Below are 17,225 nucleotides of genomic sequence, written 5' to 3' on the forward strand. Positions count from 1 at the left end.
GGTCACGAGCCGCGGCCTTCCGTCCACGGGACGGGTTTCACCCCGGACACTCCGTAGAGGATGCTCGTCGAGCGGGCGCGGCGCATGCGTACGTCGTCTCCGCGGCGCAGTGACCAGGCGATCAGGTCCCGTGTGCTGGGCACCAGTCCGAAGACGTCCACCGGTACCCCGTGTGCGGCGCAGGCGTCCGCCAGCGTCCGGGGTGCGATGAAGAGCCGGTGGTCGTGGGTGCCCTTGGGCGCGGCCCAGCTGACGGGGATGTTCTCGCCGAGGGTGATGACCGCCAGACGGGCCAGGAGGGTGTCCGCGATGGTGTCGATGATCAGGGTGCCGCCGGGCCTGAGCAGCCGGCAGCACTCGGCGACCACATCGAGTGGGCGCTCGACGTGCTCGAGACAGTGCCCGGCGACGACGACGTCCGCGCAGGCGTCGTCCAGCGGGATGTCGTTGATGTCGGCGATGACGACCTCGTCGACGCCGTGCCGCAGGGCGACTTCGGCGCTCTTGGTGGACACGTCGACGCCGACGTGCCGGTACCCCTTTCCGGCGATGAACGGATGCAGCAGTCCGCCGCCGCAGGCGACGTCGAGGAGCACGGCGTCGGCGCGGGCCGCCGGCGGGATGTGCTCGGCGCGGGCGCGGGCGATCCAGCGCAGGGTCGAGAACGGGCCGCGGCGCTGCCACCAGAGCCCCGACCAGGTGTCGTACTCGGGAACCGTGGTGGTCATCGGCCCTCCCCCCGCTCGGTGTGGCGGGCGTGCAGGGCCAGCGCCCACAGGGCGTAGGCGTTGGTGAGGGCGTCGTCGACGGCGTAGACGTTGTTCGGGATGATGATCATCCACTCCCGCTCGTCGGTCCAGCCGCCGTCCTCGCGCTGGTGTTTGATCAGGTACGCCACGGCGGCGTCGAGGCGTGCGTCGTCCACCACGCCGGTCGTGTGGGCGGCGATCACGCACCAGGCGGTCTGTACGACCATGCTCCCGCCCGTGGCACGCGGGGCGGCGTCCAGGGAGGACGGTATGTCCTCTCCCCAGCCTCCGTCCTCGTTCTGGTGCTGGTAGATCCACTCCATGGCGGCCGCGACGGCGGGGTGCTCGCTGCCCAGTCCCGCTTCCATCAGGGCGAACAGCACCTGCGCGGTGCCGTACAGCCGTCCGCCCCAGCGGGCCGGCCACGAGCCGTCGGTGTCCTGCTGGTCGAGCAGCCAGCTCAGCGCCCGCCGCACCTTGGGGTGCCAGCCGTACCCTTCCAGGCACAGCATCTCCACGATGTGCGCGGTCACACACGGCGAAGGTGGCTCGATGAAGCCGATGCCGGTCAGGGCCCGTTTACCGATGAGCGACCAGCGGTAGACCCCGTACCCGGACCAACCGCCCGAGCCGGACTGCCATTCCATGATCCAGCGGATGCCCTCCGCCACGGCGGTGTCGGTCTCGGGCGACCGCTCCACGCCCACCTGGTGGAAGGCCGCGATGACCATCGCCGTGTCGTCCACGTCCGGGTTGACGGTCGGAATGCCCTCGTAGTCCCAGGCCATGGCCGCCGGATGGGCCGCGTTCGCCGTGGAGTCGCTGCGGTGGGTCATCAGCCAGTCCACCGCGCGGTCCACGGCGGGGTCGGAGCCGGCGCGGCCGCCCGCCGCGGCGAGCGCGCGCAGGGTGATCGCGGTGTCCATCACGGTGCAGGGGAAGATGCGGACGCGCCGGGTGCCGTCGCCCAGGATGCAGTAGCGGTCGCAGGCTTCCAGGGCGGCGGCGATCACCGGATGCCGGGTGCCGTAGCCGAGTGACCACAGGGCCAGGACGCAGACCATCGTCTCCGTCCAGCTGCCGCCCCAGCTGCCGTCCGGTTCCTGACGGCTCAGCAGCCAGCGTTCGGCCCGGTGCAGCGCCTTGCGGCGCAGGGGTGCCGGGGACGTGCGGTTGACGGCGTTGGCGGCCTTGACCAGTACCGTGCCGGCGGTGCGTCCGAGTGGCGAGCGGCGGGCGGTGGCCGGGCGGCGCAGCGGGCCGGTGTCGAGCGGCAGTTCGCGCACGGGCCGGACCACGCCCAGGATGCCGATGGCGACGACCAGTTCACGCGCCAGGGGCTCGAAGTCGTCCACGGTGCCCGGGAACCACGAGGGCAGCAGGATCAGTTCCGGAGGCAGGGGTGGTATCTCCTCCCAGCCCACGACTCCGGTGAGCGCCAGCCAGAAGCGGGTGGGCACGAGTTCGGCCGCCTCGATGCCGCCGTTGTCCCTGGCGAAGCGTGCGGCGCGGCCGAGCCGGTCACGGTCCTCGTCGTGTCCGGCGAGCTGGAGCGCGCAGTGCGTCAGTACGGTGCAGGAGAGGTCCGACGGTCCCCCGGTGTAGAGCGGGAAGCCTCCGTCGTCGTTCTGCTGGGCGAGGATCCAGGCGCGCTGTTCGGCGATGTGCGCCGGGTCGGGGGTGCCCAGGACGTGCTGCATGAGGATGTCGGCGGACTCCCAGGAGGTGCCGCCCGTGGCGAAGTCGCCGGCCCAGCCGCCCTCCTTGTCCTGCTGGTCGCACACGGCGGTGCGGCCGGCGGCGAGGGCGGCGGACACGGTCGGGGCATGTGCAGCGGAGTTCATGGTGCTTCCCTTCACCGGCGTTGCTCGTCGCGTCGTGCGGGGGCCGTCTCCTCCGCCCGCCTCTTGACGGCGTCCATGGTCGTGGCCACCTTCCGGCCGATCAGGTGCTTCGTCACCGACTGCGGCATCTGCCAGCGCAGGGACAGTTCCTGGCGCAGCGTCAGTTCGGTGCCGCCGCCGTCGCGTGCGCCGACCGTGTACTCGGCGTCGTTCCTGGAGAGGAGGTCGCCCTCCAGCAGGGTCCACCGCATGGTCCGCTCGTCGTGCTCCAGGGCGAGTGTGAGGGTGGACTTCATGCCCATGGAGGTGACGGTGAGCTGCGCCCGGACCGGCAGGCCCCGGCCGTCGCGGCGCAGGAGTCGTACGGCGCTGATGTCGTCCTGCCAGTCGGGGTAGGCGGCGAGGTCCCTGAGGACCGCCAGGACGTGGGCGGGCGGGGCGTCGATGGTGATGTGATAGGTCGCGGCGTCGTCCGTGGATGCGTCCACAGGTGGGAAAGCCTCCCTCGGGTGGGGTCCGTGCGGTGGGGCCGCCGGTCAGGGGCGGAGCGGATCGTCGTCGCCGCCGGCGGTCTCCGGCAGCAGGTGGCCGATCTCCGGCATCAGCCGTCGGGCGACCTCGAGGAGGGGGGACACGGCGTTCACGGACGGTTCGAGGCCGCGTACCCCGGCGAGCGCGTCGGTGATGTAGCCGCGGGCGGTCTCGACCGCACGTTCGCGCACCCCCAGCCGGTCGAGGACCCGGACCGTCTCCTCGTGGCGCTCCGCGGAGTAGGGGCGTCGGCGCAGCAGACGAGACAGCTCGGGGCGCTCCTCGCGCAGCGCGTGGATCACCGGCAGGGTGAAGACACCGTTCTCGATGTCCTGGCCGCTGGGTTTGCCGGTGATGCCCGGCGGCGCCCAGATGTCCAGCACGTCGTCCCAGATCTGGAAGGCCATGCCCAGACTGCGCCCGAAGGAGGCCATGGTCTCCTGGGCCGGCGCGGAGGCTCCCGCGAGGGCCGATCCCACGCGTGCGCAGGTGGCCATCAGGGCGGCGGTCTTGCCCGAGACGGCGGAGAAGTAGTCGTCCTCGGTGCGCTCGAGGTTGCCGATGTCGGCCATCTCCTGCATCTGGCCGAGGCAGATCTGCTTGAGCGTGTCACCGGCCACCCGCATCTCGTGTTCGCCCAGCCGGGAGAACACCGACGTGGCGCAGGCGAGGAGGAGGTCACCGGTCAGCAGTGCGGTGTCGTCCCCGAAGGCGGCGTTGACGGTCGGGTGCCCGCGGCGGGTGGCGGCCCTGTCGCACAGATCGTCGTGGCACAGGGTCGCCAGGTGCAGGAGCTCCATGCCCGCCGCCGCGTCGACGACCCGGTCGGACCGGGTCCCGGACCGGGCGGTGTCGAAGACGTAGGCCGAGACCAGGGTGAGCACCGGCCGGAACAGCCGTCCCGGGCGTTTGACGTAGTGGTCGAGCGGGCCACCGATCCGGCCCGGGCCGACGGCGGTGGTGTCCTCCATCGACCGCCGGACGCGCCGCAGGTCCGCCTCCAGACGGGCGAAGAGGGGTGGTGCCGCCGCATGCGCCGGGGGCACGAGTTTCTCCATGGTGCCGTCCTCACTCCCCCGCGGCACGGGCCGCCGGGGGTCCGATGGTCGGATGTCGTCCGGCCGGCGGGCGCCCGGTCACCAGGCGACGGGCAGTGCCGCGGGGCCGCGGAACAGCAGGTTGCTCTTCCACTCCACGTCGTCGGGGTCGACGGCGAGCCGCAGCCGAGGGAGTCTGTCGAGCAGCAGGCCGAGCGCCACCTGGAGTTCCATGCGCGCGAGGGAGGCGCCCACGCAGTGGTGGGCTCCGTGGCCGAAGGCCAGGTGGTGGCCGACCGGACGCGTGATGTCGAGGCGGTCCGGGTCGTCGAAGATCCTGGGGTCCCGGTTGGCGGCGTTGGCCGACGTGAGGACCGGCTGGCCCTCGCGCACGGTGCCGTCACCGAGGTCCACGTCGGCCGAGGCGTACCGGGGGAACGCGGCGGACACGCTCAGCGGGGTGAACCTCAGCAGTTCCTCGACGGCGTTGGGCAGCAGGTCGGGGCGCTCCCTCAGCAGCGCGAGCTGGTCGGGGTGGGTGAGCAGCAGGTGGACGAAGTTGGCGATCTGGTTGGCGGTGGTCTCGTAGCCGGCGACGAGCAGCAGCATGCACAGGAAGATCAGCTCCTCCTCGGACAGCCGCTCGCCTTCGTCCCGCGCCAGCACCAGTTCGCCGATGAGGTCGTCGGTGGGCTCGGCGCGCCGCCGCACCACCAGGTCGCCCATGTACGACATCAGCTTGGCGATGTTCTCCATCCGCACCTCGGCGCCGTCGCCGGAGAGCATCCGGTTCATTTCGACGATCCACTGATGGAATTCGAGGCGGTCCTCGTACGGCACGCCGAGCAGATTGCAGATGACGCCGATCGGCAGGGGAACGGAGAAGGCCTCGACCAGATCCGCGGGTGAACCGGATTCCATCATGTCGTCGATGAGCCGGCCGGCGAGCCGTTCGGCCTCCGGCCGCTGCCGTTCGGCGCGCCGTGCGGTGAATGCCCCGGAAATGAGCCGGCGAATCCGTGTGTGTTCGGGCGGGTCCATTTCCATCAGACCCATCGGAATGACGTCGGGGGTAACCCTCGGCTGGTCGTGTCCGGGAGGAATGGCCCGGCGGAAACGGGGGTCCCCGAGGACCGTCCTGACGTCTTCGTACCGGGTGACCAGGACCGCCGGTTCCCCGTACGGCATGCGCACCGGGCATACGGGTTCGTCGGTCTGGAGCACCCGGTACAGGTCATGCAGATCCAGTCCGCCGCACGGGCCGAACGGATAGCGCTTTTCCTTCGTCCGCTCCGAGTGCGATGCCTCTGGGCTCACGCCTCACCCCCGCTGATGGGAAACAACTGCTCAGCACTAGCAGGACGATCGCGGCCGGACACTAGCAGACGGTTCACGGCCGTGATAAGGACACTCGTGTCCCCACCGGACAACCATGTCTCTGGACACGCCTACACCGGGAAATTTTTAATCGGCAATGGCCTGGGAAACATGCCTCAGCGGAGCCGCCGGGCCAACGCGAAATTCCGACGAATCGCTCGCCACCGAAATCGCCATCACACGCCATCACACTGGAGAATTCTGGATGACGGAGTCCCGGGCGGAACGCTCCCCCCTCGCGCCTGCCGCGAAATCCGCGGCATCACGTCCGACCGGGCCTGCCCGCGCCTGGATATCCGCGCTCGGTCTCCAGATGACGCTGGTGGTGCTGCTCCAGGCCGCCTACGCACTCGCCGTCGCCCGGCAGCTCGGTCCCCTCTCCCCGGGGCGTGCGCTGCTGACGATGGCGCTGTTCATTCCGGAGAGCATCGGGCGCCGGCTGATCAACGACTACGACGACTACCGGCGCGGCGTCGACCGTGTGGAGGACGCCCGTCCCGGCAGCGCCCTCGCCCTCGGGCTGCCGATGCGTCAGGTGCGCCTGGTGGGGCTGGTGAGCTTCTCGGTCGCCGTCGCGGTGATGACGTACCTGCTGTACACGACGAGTCCCCTGTCGGTGCTGATCCTGCCGCTCGCGTTCGTGACGCTCGTGTACTCGGGAGGCCCGTCGCCGCTCGGGCACCGGGCGCTCGGCGAGGTGATCGACTTCCTGCTCACGGGCTTCCTCGTGGTGGCCGCGGTGATATGGGTGAACGTCCATCGCCTCACCCCGGGCGCCGTGCTGACGGCGGTGGCGGCGGGGTTCCTGTTCACCGCGACGATGTTCCACAACGACCTGCGCGACAGCGCCGACGACCTGAGGGCGGGCAAACGCACGCTCGCCCACGCCCTCTCCCCGCGCGCGGCGAAGGTCTGGTACACGGTCTTCGTCCTCGCCCCGTATCCCTGCGTGCTGTACGCCGCCTACGAGTTCGAGTCCGTCCGCTACGCCGCACCGCTCCTCACACTGCCCTACGCGGCCTTCGTCGTCACCGCCGTGGTGCGGTCACGCCTGGGCGCCACGATGCCGTCGTGGCTCCACCTGCCCCGGCTGCTCTCCTCCTTCTTCGGCCTGCTCGCGCTGGCCGCGTGGATCTGACGAACGCGCGCTGCATCATCGCCCCGTCAAGGTAGAGGTGGTCACCGCATGCCCGTCCTGTGCCGTCCAGTGACACATTTCCCGGAACACGAGATCACCCTCGAGGACACCCTCGAGGCGGCACGCCGGCTGCATCCGGACCATCCGCGTCTGGAGACGGCACTGCGCCTCATCGAGCACACGGGGGTGCGCACGCGCCGCCTGCTCCAGCCCCTGGAGCGGACGCTGCGCCACCCGGGCGTCGCCGCCCGCACCGAGCTCTACCACGAAGCGGTCCGCCGGTACCTCCCCGGCCTCGTCGCGGAGGCGCTCGGAGAGGCGGAGCTGTCCCGGGAACAGATCGACGCGGTGGTCTTCGTGTCCTGCACCGGCTTCACCATGCCGTCCCCCATCGTCTGGATGATCAACGAGTTGGGGTTCCCGACCCACATCGATCAGCTGCCCGTCGCCCAGCTCGGCTGCGCGGCGGGCAGCGGCGCGATCAGCGGCGCGGCCCGGTACTGCCGGGCGCACCCGGACCGCAACGTGCTGATCGTCGCCTTCGAACTGTGCTCGCTCTGCTACCAGCCCACCGACTCCGACGTCGGCTCACTGCTGTCGGCGGGCCTGTTCGGCGACGGCTTCGCGGCCGCCGTCGTGAAGGGCACCGGGGACCGCGGGATCAGCATCGAGCGGTCGGCCGCCGAGACCGTCTCGCACACCTCGGACTGGATCTCGTACGACGTCAGGGAGACCGGTTTCCACTTCCGGCTGGACAGCAGGGTGCGGCACACCATGCGGGCCGTCACCCCGGCGATCACCAAGCTCGTCGAAGAGGCCTCCTGGACCACCGGGGAGCTGGACTTCGTCATCGCGCACGCGGGCGGCCCCCGCATCCTCGACGACCTGACCCAGTTCCTCGACATCGATCCCGCGCTGCACCGGTTCAGCCGGGCCGCGCTCACCGAGCACGGGAACACCGCGAGCGTCCTTGTCTTCGACTCCCTGGCACGCTTCTTCTCCGAGGGCACGGCCGCCCCCGGGGCCCGGGGGGTCATCGCCGGCTTCGGCCCGGGAATCAGCGCCGACTTCTCGCTGGGGGTCGTCCTGTGAGCCGCCGGAGGGAAGCGGCCACGGTGCCGCCGGACGGGGACCGGAAGCCCGTGGCCCTGATCACCGGGTGCTCCTCCGGCATCGGGCGCGCCGTCGCCCTGAGCGCCGTGGGCCGGGGATTCACGACCATCGCGACGTCGCGGAACACCGAGTCGCTGCACGACCTGGAGGCGGCGGGTTGCGTGGTGCGCCGGCTCGACGTGACCGACGACGCGGCGCGGCGGCAGGTCGTGGCGGAGTCGGTGGAGTCCTTCGGGGCGATCGACGTCCTCGTCAACAACGCGGGTTACGGCGAGCTCGGGCCGTGCGAGGAGGTGCCGCTCGACCGGTGGGACCGCCAGTTCCGTACGAACGTCTTCGGACCGGTGGGACTCATGCAGCTGGTCCTCCCCGGGATGCGTGCCCGCGGCTCCGGCCGGATCGTCAACGTCAGTTCCATGGCCGGGGAGCTGGTGCTGCCCGCCGGGGCCGCGTACCACGGGAGCAAGTACGCGCTGGAGGCGGCCACCGAGGCGCTCCGGCTCGAGGTGCGCCGGTTCGGCATCGGGGTCTGCCTGGTGCAGCCGGGCGCCGTGAACTCCCGGTGGGGCGAGAACGTGCCGGCGCTGAAGCACTACGCGTCCGGCGCCTACGGCGACCTGATGGGCGAGATGGAGCGGCAGATCGCCCGGCGGCTGCCGCGCGGTGTGTCCCCGCGGCGCGCCGCGGCCGTGGTCATGCGCGCTGTCACGGCACGGCGTCCGCGGGCCCGCTACCGGGTGGGGCGGGACGCGCACGTGCTGCTGCCCCTGCGCCGGCTGCTTCCCTCGGCGGTGTGGGCCCAGTGCGTGCACACCCAGTTCCCGTCGCTGCGGCGTTCCGCCGTCCCGGCGCCCGGTCGCACGACGCTCGGGGCGGGGGGAAGGCGATGACGGCATCCGTGAACGCCGGCCCGGCCGCCGCGGGTACGAGTCCGGCGGAACTGCTGGCCGCCGCTGGGGTGCCGCTCGCCGCGGCCGGTCTCGCCGCGGCCTTCCACGGGCCGCGGTCGGCGCACTGGCGCAGGCTCGCCCTGACCCACGGAACGCTGGGCCTGGCCGCGCTCGTCGCCCAGCCGTCGGTCCGGCCGGGGAGGCTGACCTGGCACGACACCCTGGCCGCCGCCGCAATGTCGGCGGGGATCCTCCTCGCGGGCTCGTTCGCGGACGCGCGGACACGCGGCTCCGTGGAACGCGTCGCCGACGACGCGGCGGCTCTGCGCGACCTCTCCCAGGTGATCGGACCGGCCCGTATGTGCGCGTACCTGGCGCTGGTCGTGGCGCCGGGCGAGGAGCTGTTCTGGCGCGGTCTGCTCCAGGACCGGCTCACCGGGCGGTACGGCACCGGGCGCGCGGCCGTGCTGACCAGCGCGCTGTACACGGCCGCCCATGTGGCGACGGGCAACACCGCGGTGACCGGTGCGGCGATGGGCATGGGCAGCACCCTGTCGTTCCTGCGGGCGAGAGGGGCGGGCGTCGGGCGTCTCGCCCTCACCCACGCCCTGTGGGTCGTGCCGACGCTGCTGCGCGAGCGGGCACGGGGGCCCGTGGGGAGCGCCGGGGGCGGGGCGGTGACCGGGGCAGGACCGGAAAACCTTGACGGTGAAGGGGAAAGGGACATGGCAGCTTTCCGGCACAGTACGGCCACGGGGCGCGAGGTGTCCCGGTGGAGCAGATGGGTGCAGCGCGTGAACAACGTCGCCCATGTCGCGCTGTACGAACGGACGAACGGGCGCCTGGGCAAACGGATGCTCGGGAATCAGGTGGGGATCCTGACCACCCGCAGGCCGCAGGGCGGCGACCCCTACTCCGTCCCGCTGTTCACCTTCCCCGACGGTGAGGACGTCGTGGTCGTCGCCTCCTACCGGGGGTCGGTCCACCATCCGAGGTGGTACCGCAACCTGCTGGCCGATCCCGACGCGGTCCTGCGGGTCGGCGGACAGGTGCGGCCGGTGCGTGCGAGGGTGATGGAGGGGGACGAGCGGGCCGAGTGGTGGCAGCGCATCGTGGATGGTTTCCAGGGCTACGCCGAATACCAGCGCCGCACGAGCCGGGAGCTCCCGCTGGTGCGCCTGACGCCGCGACCGGACGCCGAGTGAGATGACCCCCTTCGACGCGCCCTCGGTCCACGCCGGGCAGGCGGTGTACACCCGCTCGTTCCTGCGTGCCTACAACGCCTTCGTCTACGGTTTCAACTCCCCGCTCGCCTGGCGCTGCCCGAAGGACCGGCTCGTCGGCCTCTACGACCGCCACGTCTCGGCACGGCACCTGGACGTCGGGGTGGGCACCGGGCTGCTGCTCGACCTGTGCCGCTTTCCGTCCCCGGACCCGTCCGTCACGCTGATGGACCTCAACTCCAACTCGCTGGCCGCCGCGGCGAGCCGGCTGCGCCGCTTCGCGCCGCGCACGCACCTGGCCGATGTGCTGCGGCCCTGGCAACTGCCGTGCGACGGCGTGGACTCGGTGGGCATGGTCCATCTCCTGCACTGTCTGCCGGGGACCCTGGCCGACAAGGCGGTGGTCTTCGAGCACGCTCGCGCGGTGCTGAGACCGGGCGGCACACTGTTCGGCGCCACCATTCCCGGGCAGGGGGTCCGTCACAACTGGCTGGCGAGAGCGCAGCTGACTGCGGCCAACCGGCGCGGCATCATGTGCAACCGGCAAGACCGACTGGATGACCTCGATGCGGCTCTGGGCCGTATCTTCGAATCCCACGAGGTGACCGTGGCGGGCTCGGTGGCCCTCTTCTGGGCACACGCCGGGCCGGGCGTGCGGGGCCCCGGCATGCGGTGAACACAAGCAGCAGGAGCGGTCGGCAAGATCAGAAATGGACGAGCTGCGGGAGGGCCTGTGTTCGGGCTGAGGAAAAGGGACTTGACTCGCGAATTTCCCGTGTCCGCCAACCGGCCCAGACTCCCCTATCCCGACGGCTGGTTCGCGGTGGCATTCAGTGGCGAAGTACGGCCCGGACAGGTGGTACGGCGTCGCCTCAAGGGTGAGGACATCGTCGTTTACCGCACGCGGCAGGGCAGCGTCCGCGTGGTGAATCCCTATTGCCCGCATCTCGGCGCGCATTTGGGCTTCGGCGGCCGGGTGGAAGGGGAAAACCTGGTCTGCCCGTTCCACCACTTCGCCTTCGCTCCCGACGGCAGATGCGTGCGGACCGGTTACGGCACCCGGCCGCCCAAGGCCTCCCTGACCCAGCTGACGGCCCGGGAGGTCAACGGGGTGGTCATGGTCTGGAGCCATGCCCGCGGCGAGGCCCCGTCCTGGGACGTTCCCGTCGTTCCGGCGCAGGACTTCCCCCCGCCGGCCAGGCACTCCACGATCCTGATCGACCACCCGCAGGAGGTGGTCGAGAACTCCGTCGACATCGGTCACTTCGGGCCCGTGCACGGTACGTCCGGCGCCCGGGTCACCAAGCCGCTGGAGCTGAACGGCCCGAGACTGACCCTCGGCACTTCCGTCCACCGCACGACGCCGCTGCTGGGCCGGTTCGACGTGGATTTCGACGTGGAGGCCAACGGCCTCGGCCATATCCACGTCATCGCCCGTATGCCGCGGATGGGCCTGTCGGCCCTGGTACAGATCATGCCCACGCCCCTGGATCCCTGCCGCATCCAGACCCGGTTCACCGTGAGCGCGCGCCTGGGTACGGCCGGCAGCCGGGCCGGCAGGTACTCGTCGTGGCTCGCCACGCAGTTCTTCGCGCTCCCCTCCTGGCAGGGCGCCGCCCAGGACGCCCCGATCTGGCAGAACAAGACCTACCTGAGACATCCCCGGATCGCCCGGGGCGACGGCCCGATCATGCGATTCCGGCACTGGGCGGAACAGTTCTACCCGGATGAATTCCGGGAAATCGGCGAAGCCGCGGAGGCCGGCGATCCCCTGCCCGTCGAGAAAGGCCCGCACGGCTCCGCGTGAGGGCCCGCACGGACACCGCGCGACGGGCGCGGAAAAACCCCGCGGTGTGATGTTCCGACGGCACCAGAGGAAAGGGACCCGACTCGGTGACGAGCCTGCACGGACACCAGGACGAACGCCAGCACTTCGAGGACGCCTACGAAGCCGCACGGATCCTTTCGGGCAAGTGGGTGCCCGCCGTGCTGGTCCAGCTCGCCGGAGGCCCGAGATATCACAACGACCTCGCCCGCGCCGCCGGTCTGATGGAGAACAAGCCGCTGGACCGGGCCCTGCACCGCCTCGTGCACATGCGCCTCGTCGACCGCACGGTGCACAACCTCGGCGGCTCCGCGCCGCGGGTGCGCTACCGGCTCACACCGCGCGGGCATTCCGTGCTGCCGATCATCGACGAGCTGGCGGGGTGGTGGCAGGCGGCGAACGCCGCCGAGAACTTACCGTCGCCGACGGCCTCGTGGGAGGCCCGGCCACGGGAGCCGGACCAGGAGAGGTGCGCGCCCTTCCCCCCAGGGGGTGGCAGAGGAGGACAGTTTTAGTTAGCCTTACCTAAGTTTGCGGAGGGTTTCCGAGCGCTGTGGATCCGGTCCGGAGGATGCGTGAGAAGAGCGGACCTGCCGGGACGGAACGTCCTGTGGCGCGCGGTGGGCGGGCAGCGCCGGGACGTCGTCGTCGGCGCGGTGCTGGGCATGGGGCATCAGACCGGCGAGGCCCTCGTGCCGGTCGTCATCGGCCTCGCCATCGACCGCGGGGTCGTGGACGGCGATGTCACCGGACTGCTGCTGTGGCTCGGCGTCCTGGCCCTCGTCTACGTCGGGCTCTCGTTCAGCTTCCGCTACGGCGCCCGCGCCGGTGAGCGCGCCTCCGTCACGGCCGCACACCACCTCAGGACCGAGCTGACCGCCCGTGTCCTGGCGCCCGAAGGCGGCGCGGAGGAGGGCCGGTTGCCCGGAGAGCTGGCGAACATCGCCACGGAGGACGCCCGGCGGGTCGGCGCCGTCACCATGGCCCTCATCGTCGGGACCGGGGCCGCGACCGGCCTGGCCGTCGGCGCGGTCGTCCTGCTGCGCATCTCCCTGCCCCTCGGTCTCCTCGTGCTGCTGGGCACGCCCCTGCTGCTGTGGCTGGTGCACCTGCTGAGCAAACCCCTGGAGCGGCGCAGCGGGACCGAGCAGGAACGCGCGGCCCACGCGTCGGGCGTGGCCGCCGATCTGGTGGCCGGTCTGCGCGTACTCAAGGGCATCGGCGCGGAACCGGCGGCGGTCGCCCGCTACCGGCGCATCAGCCAGGACTCGCTCACCGCCACGCTGCGCGCCGCACGCGCCGAGGCCTGGCAGAGCGGCGTGGTGACCATGCTCACCGGCGCGTTCCTCGCCCTGGTGGCCCTGGTCGGCGGCCGGCTCGCCGCGCGCGGCGACATCGGCCTGGGCGAGCTGGTCTCCTCCGTCGCGCTCGCCCTGTTCCTCATGGGGCCGCTGTCCGAGTTCTCCTGGGTCAACGCGGAGTTGGCGCAGGGCCGTGCGTCCGCCGCCCGTATCGCCGGCGTCCTCGGCTCCGGGCCGGCCGTGCGGGCAGGGGCGCCGTCCGACGCTCCCGTACTGCGCCGGGTCGAGGGCCGGCTGCGGCTGCGCGGCCTGTCGTACGGGACCCTGCGCGGCGTGGACCTCGACGTCTGCCCGGGCGAGACGGTCGGCGTGGTCACCCCCGACCCGGCCGACGCGTCCGCCCTGCTGCGCTGCCTGGCCCGCAGCGCCGACCCCGACGAGGGCTCGGTCGAGCTGGACGGGACGGACGTGACCGCGCTGGGCCTGGCGGAGCTGCGGGCCGCGGTCCTCGTCGCCGAGCACGACGCCGACCTGTTCGAGGGAAGCGTCCTGGACAACGTCACCGCCGCCCGCGCCGACGGCCCGGTCGACGCCGCGATCACCGCCTCCGGCACGGACGAGGTGGCCGGCGCCCTTCCCGACGGCGTCGACACGGCCGTCACCGCGCGGGGACGCTCGCTCTCCGGCGGCCAGCGCCAGCGGGTGGCCCTGGCGAGGGCGCTGGCCGCCGACGCGCCGGTCCTCGTCCTCCACGAGCCCGCCACGGCTGTCGACGCCGTCACCGAGGTGCGGATGGCGGCCGGTGTCAGGGAGCTGCGCGGGGGCCGCACCACCGTCCTGGTGACGAACAGCCCCGCGCTGCTCGCGGTGACCGACCGGGTCGTCCTCGTCGCACACGGCCGGGTGACCGCGAGCGGCGGCCACGCTCAGCTGGTCCACGACCGCGCCGACTACCGTACGGCGGTGCTCGCATGACCGAGTCCCGCGAAGCGCCCCGCGCCGCCCCCTCGCTGCTGCCCGTCGCGACGCCCGCGCGCACCCGTGCCGCGGTCGCCCGACTGCTGCGGCCGCAGCGCGGTCTCGCACTGACCGCGCTGGCCGTCATGGTCGGTTCCACCGCGGTCGGCCTGCTGGTGCAGCCGCTGCTGGGCCGGATCGTCGACCTGGCCGCCGACCGCGGGTCCGTCGACGCGCTCACCACCACCGCGGCCCTGCTGGCGGCCGTCGCCGTGGCGCAGGGCGTGAGCGCCGGGTACGGCCTGTCGCTGGTCTCCCGGCTGGGCGAGACCACGCTGGCCCGGCTGCGCGAGAAGTTCGTCGAACGGGCTCTGGGGCTGCCGCTGGAGCGGGTCGAGAAGGCCGGCGTGGGCGATCTCACCGCCCGGGTCACCGCCGATGTGTCCCTCATCGCGGAGGCCGTGCGCAACGCCCTGCCGGAACTGGTCCGTTCGCTGCTGACCATCGTGCTCACCCTCGGTGCCATGGCCCTGCTCGACTGGCGGTTCCTGCTGGCCGCGCTGCTGGCCGTGCCCGTACAGGTGGCCACCGCCCGCTGGTACGTGGCCCGCGCGGTGCCGCTCTACGCGGAGCAGCGGGTGGCCGCGGGGGCCCAGCAGCAACAGCTCCTCGACACCGTCGCGGGCGTGTCCGCCGTACGGGCGTTCCGGCTGGAGCGGGAGCACACCGGGCGGGTCACCGAACGGTCCACGTCCGTGGTCGCGCTGACCATGAAGGGTGTGCGGCTGGTCCTGGGCTTCTACAGCCGCCTGCACATCGCCGAGTACATCGGGCTGGCCGCCGTCCTGTTCACCGGGTACTGGCTGGTCCGCCAGGGCTCGGCGTCCGTCGGCACGGCGACCGCCGCCGCCCTGTACTTCCACAGCCTGTTCACCCCGGTCAACGCGGCCCTGGTCCTGCTCGACGACGCCCAGTCCGCGACGGCGGGCCTGGCCCGTCTGGTGGGCGTCACCGACGAGCCGGTGCCGGAGCCACCGGCCCGCACGGCCGGCACGGGCCGCGCCGAGGTCACCGTGCGCGGTGTCCGGCACGCCTACCGGCCCGGGCACCCCGTCCTGCACGACGTGGACCTGACGATCCGGCCGGGTGAGCGGGTGGCTCTCGTCGGCGCGAGCGGCGCGGGCAAGACCACCCTGGCCCGGCTCGTGGCGGGCATTCAGCCGCCCACCGCCGGGACCGTACTGGTCGGGGGCGTGCCGCCGACCGAACTCGGTCAGGCCGTGGCCCGCCGCACCATCGCGCTGATCACCCAGGAGACCCATGTCTTCTCCGGCCCGCTCGCCGACGACCTCCGCCTGGCCGCACCCGACGCGAGCGAGGACGAACTGCGCGCCGCGCTCGACCGCGTCGACGCCCTGGGCTGGGCCGAGGCGCTGCCGGACGGCCTCGCCACGGTGGTGGGCGACGGCGGCCACCGCCTCACCGGCGCCCAGACACAGGCGTTGGCGCTCGCCCGGCTGGTCCTCGCCGACCCGCCCCTGGTGATCCTGGACGAGGCCACCGCCGAGGCGGGCAGTGCCGGAGCGCGCGTGCTGGAGAAGGCGGTCGCCCGCGCCGTCGACGGACGCACGGCGCTGATCGTCGCGCACCGTCTGAGCCAGGCGGCGACCGCCGACCGGATCGTCGTCATGGAGTCCGGGCGGATCGTCGAGACCGGCACGCACGACGAACTGCGCGCCGCCGGCGGACGCTACGCGGCGCTGTGGGCGGCCTGGTCCAACTCCCGCGCCACCGGCTCCTGACCGCCCCACGAACCCTCTGCCCCACGCAGTCCCCACCCCCCGCACCGCCCCGCACCACAGGAAACGAACCGAAGGACCCTTGATGTTCCGCTCCCGCACAGCGCCACGGCTCGTCGCCGCGCTCGCCTCGACGCTTCTGCTCCTCACCGCCGCCACGGCCTGCGGCGGGGACGACTCCGGATCCGACGCCGCCGGTTCCGGTGCGAAGGCGGGCGCCTCCGGGGAGTCCGCCTTCCCCGTCACCATCGCGCACAAGTACGGCAGTACGACCGTCAAGGCCGAACCGCAGCGGATCGTCACTGTCGGGCTCACCGACCAGGACGCGGTGCTGGCGCTCGGCAAGGTCCCGGTCGGCACCACCGAGTGGCTGGGCGGATACGAGGGCGCGATCGGCCCGTGGGCCGAGGACGAGCTGGGCGGGGGCAAGACACCCACCGTCCTGAAGGACACCGGCACCGGCCCGCAGGTGGAGAAGATCGCGGCGCTCAAGCCGGACCTGATTCTCGCGCTCTACGGCGGCCTGACCAAGGAGCAGTACGAGCAGCTGTCCAAGTTCGCGCCCGTCGTCGCCCAGCCGAAGGAGTACAACGACTTCGGCATCCCCTGGCAGGAGCTGACGAAGACGGTCGGCCAGGCCCTCGGCAAGCCGGACGAGGCCGCGAGGATCGTCGAGGAGACCGAGGCCACCATCAAGGCCGCGGCCGACGAGCACCCCGAGTTCAAGGGCGCGAGCGCGGTGATGGCCACCCCGTACGAGGGCATGTTCGTCTTCGGCAGCCAGGACGCGCGCTCCCGGATCCTGACCGACCTCGGCTTCTCCCTGCCCAAGGACCTGGACAAGGCGATCGGTGACCAGTTCGGCGCGAACATCAGCAAGGAGCGCACCGACCTGCTCGACCAGGACGTCGTCGTCTGGATCGCCGGAGACGTCGAGAAGGAGGCCGGCAAGCTGCACAAGGACGCCTCGTACAAGGATCTGAACGTGGTGAAGGAGGGCCGCGAGGTCTTCGTCAACGAGAGCAGCGACTACGGCAACGCCACGTCGTTCGTCTCCGCCCTCAGCCTGCCGTACGTCGTCGAGCGGCTGGCCCCGCAGCTGGCGGCGGCCGTCGACGGCAAGCCGGGGACGAAGGTGGAGCAGCCCGCCTCCTGACGCCGGAGGGGAACAACGTAGCGGGGGGGGGCGGCCCCGGTTGGTGCCGCCCCCCGCTACGTGTGCCGTGTCAGCCGTCCATCGCCTCGGCCAGACTGCGGGGCCGCATGTCGGTCCAGTGGGTCTCGACGTACTCCAGGCAGTCCTGCCGGCCCGTGGGCCCGTGGACGGCCCGCCAGCCGTCCGGCACTTCGGCGAACTCCGGCCACAGGCTGTGCTGGTTCTCGTCGTTCACGAGCACCAGGTAGACCCCTTCGGCGTCCTCGAACGGATTGGTCATGCTCT

16 protein-coding genes are annotated in these 17,225 nt (G+C 72.0%); 10 read left to right on the top strand and 6 right to left on the bottom strand.

Annotated elements, in window-relative coordinates:
• Window positions 1-2: 2 nt before the first annotated feature.
• The 5 genes from AC5L3C_RS02735 to AC5L3C_RS02755 all read right to left on the bottom strand — a co-directional run bounded on the left by AC5L3C_RS02735 (window position 3) and on the right by AC5L3C_RS02755 (window position 5,478).
• Window positions 3-728, bottom strand: a complete 726-nt coding sequence (locus AC5L3C_RS02735; protein WP_493646626.1) for a methyltransferase domain-containing protein — start codon at window positions 726-728, stop codon at window positions 3-5.
• Window positions 725-2,593, bottom strand: a complete 1,869-nt coding sequence (locus tag AC5L3C_RS02740; RefSeq protein ID WP_493646627.1) for a prenyltransferase/squalene oxidase repeat-containing protein — start codon at window positions 2,591-2,593, stop codon at window positions 725-727. Before AC5L3C_RS02740 ends, AC5L3C_RS02735 begins: the two co-directional genes overlap by 4 nt.
• Window positions 2,594-2,604: 11 nt before the next feature.
• On the bottom strand, window positions 2,605-3,081 hold the full coding sequence (locus AC5L3C_RS02745) for an SRPBCC family protein (protein WP_125502198.1): 477 nt from the start codon (window positions 3,079-3,081) through the stop codon (window positions 2,605-2,607).
• Window positions 3,082-3,129: 48 nt separating this feature from the next.
• Window positions 3,130-4,182: a polyprenyl synthetase family protein gene (locus AC5L3C_RS02750; RefSeq protein ID WP_493646630.1), complete on the bottom strand. Its 1,053-nt coding sequence runs from the start codon at window positions 4,180-4,182 to the stop codon at window positions 3,130-3,132.
• A 78-nt stretch (window positions 4,183-4,260) separates the two neighbouring features.
• On the bottom strand, window positions 4,261-5,478 hold the full coding sequence (locus AC5L3C_RS02755) for a cytochrome P450 (protein WP_493646632.1): 1,218 nt from the start codon (window positions 5,476-5,478) through the stop codon (window positions 4,261-4,263).
• A gap of 373 nt (window positions 5,479-5,851) precedes the next feature.
• Here AC5L3C_RS02755 and AC5L3C_RS02760 point away from each other — a divergent pair, with 373 nt between their 5' ends.
• From AC5L3C_RS02760 to AC5L3C_RS02805, 10 genes are all read left to right on the top strand, one after another.
• Complete coding sequence (locus AC5L3C_RS02760) at window positions 5,852-6,676, top strand: prenyltransferase (protein WP_493646634.1); 825 nt, start codon at window positions 5,852-5,854, stop codon at window positions 6,674-6,676.
• Between the two features lie 69 nt (window positions 6,677-6,745).
• On the top strand, window positions 6,746-7,768 hold the full coding sequence (locus AC5L3C_RS02765; RefSeq protein WP_493646636.1) for a type III polyketide synthase: 1,023 nt from the start codon (window positions 6,746-6,748) through the stop codon (window positions 7,766-7,768).
• A gap of 50 nt (window positions 7,769-7,818) precedes the next feature.
• Window positions 7,819-8,679, top strand: coding sequence for an SDR family oxidoreductase (locus AC5L3C_RS02770; protein WP_164555550.1), 861 nt, complete (start codon window positions 7,819-7,821; stop codon window positions 8,677-8,679).
• Window positions 8,676-9,884 (top strand): nitroreductase/quinone reductase family protein, encoded by a 1,209-nt coding sequence (locus AC5L3C_RS02775; protein ID WP_493646638.1) that lies wholly within the window; start codon window positions 8,676-8,678, stop codon window positions 9,882-9,884. Before AC5L3C_RS02770 ends, AC5L3C_RS02775 begins: the two co-directional genes overlap by 4 nt.
• A 1-nt stretch (window position 9,885) precedes the next feature.
• Window positions 9,886-10,578 carry a class I SAM-dependent methyltransferase gene (locus AC5L3C_RS02780; protein WP_493646640.1) on the top strand — a complete coding sequence of 231 codons (693 nt, stop codon included), beginning with the start codon at window positions 9,886-9,888 and terminating at the stop codon, window positions 10,576-10,578.
• 81 nt (window positions 10,579-10,659) lie between these two features.
• A complete protein-coding gene (locus AC5L3C_RS02785) occupies window positions 10,660-11,709 on the top strand; it encodes an aromatic ring-hydroxylating oxygenase subunit alpha (RefSeq protein ID WP_493646641.1) in 1,050 nt (349 codons plus the stop codon).
• 86 nt (window positions 11,710-11,795) lie between these two features.
• Window positions 11,796-12,242 carry a winged helix-turn-helix transcriptional regulator gene (locus tag AC5L3C_RS02790; RefSeq protein ID WP_493646643.1) on the top strand — a complete coding sequence of 149 codons (447 nt, stop codon included), beginning with the start codon at window positions 11,796-11,798 and terminating at the stop codon, window positions 12,240-12,242.
• Between the two features lie 60 nt (window positions 12,243-12,302).
• Window positions 12,303-14,003, top strand: a complete 1,701-nt coding sequence (locus AC5L3C_RS02795) for an ABC transporter ATP-binding protein (RefSeq protein ID WP_493646645.1) — start codon at window positions 12,303-12,305, stop codon at window positions 14,001-14,003.
• Window positions 14,000-15,787, top strand: coding sequence for an ABC transporter ATP-binding protein (locus AC5L3C_RS02800; RefSeq protein WP_493646647.1), 1,788 nt, complete (start codon window positions 14,000-14,002; stop codon window positions 15,785-15,787). The genes AC5L3C_RS02795 and AC5L3C_RS02800 overlap by 4 nt, the downstream gene beginning before the upstream one ends.
• Window positions 15,788-15,869: 82 nt before the next feature.
• Window positions 15,870-16,940 (top strand): iron-siderophore ABC transporter substrate-binding protein, encoded by a 1,071-nt coding sequence (locus AC5L3C_RS02805; RefSeq protein WP_493646649.1) that lies wholly within the window; start codon window positions 15,870-15,872, stop codon window positions 16,938-16,940.
• A gap of 70 nt (window positions 16,941-17,010) precedes the next feature.
• Here AC5L3C_RS02805 and AC5L3C_RS02810 read toward each other — a convergent pair whose 3' ends face one another.
• Complete coding sequence (locus AC5L3C_RS02810; protein ID WP_125502224.1) at window positions 17,011-17,220, bottom strand: MbtH family protein; 210 nt, start codon at window positions 17,218-17,220, stop codon at window positions 17,011-17,013.
• Between the last annotated feature and the right edge of the window lie 5 nt (window positions 17,221-17,225).

Source organism: Streptomyces speibonae, from assembly GCF_984686075.1.

Coding starts and splice junctions, on each gene's coding strand:
- AC5L3C_RS02735 (WP_493646626.1), bottom strand. CDS start 728: ATGACCACCACGGTTCCCGAGTACGACACCTGGTCGGGGCTCTGGTGG.
- AC5L3C_RS02760 (WP_493646634.1), top strand. CDS start 5,852: ATGACGCTGGTGGTGCTGCTCCAGGCCGCCTACGCACTCGCCGTCGCC.
- AC5L3C_RS02775 (WP_493646638.1), top strand. CDS start 8,676: ATGACGGCATCCGTGAACGCCGGCCCGGCCGCCGCGGGTACGAGTCCG.
- AC5L3C_RS02810 (WP_125502224.1), bottom strand. CDS start 17,220: ATGACCAATCCGTTCGAGGACGCCGAAGGGGTCTACCTGGTGCTCGTG.
- AC5L3C_RS02780 (WP_493646640.1), top strand. CDS start 9,886: ATGACCCCCTTCGACGCGCCCTCGGTCCACGCCGGGCAGGCGGTGTAC.
- AC5L3C_RS02805 (WP_493646649.1), top strand. CDS start 15,870: ATGTTCCGCTCCCGCACAGCGCCACGGCTCGTCGCCGCGCTCGCCTCG.
- AC5L3C_RS02740 (WP_493646627.1), bottom strand. CDS start 2,593: ATGAACTCCGCTGCACATGCCCCGACCGTGTCCGCCGCCCTCGCCGCC.
- AC5L3C_RS02750 (WP_493646630.1), bottom strand. CDS start 4,182: ATGGAGAAACTCGTGCCCCCGGCGCATGCGGCGGCACCACCCCTCTTC.
- AC5L3C_RS02800 (WP_493646647.1), top strand. CDS start 14,000: ATGACCGAGTCCCGCGAAGCGCCCCGCGCCGCCCCCTCGCTGCTGCCC.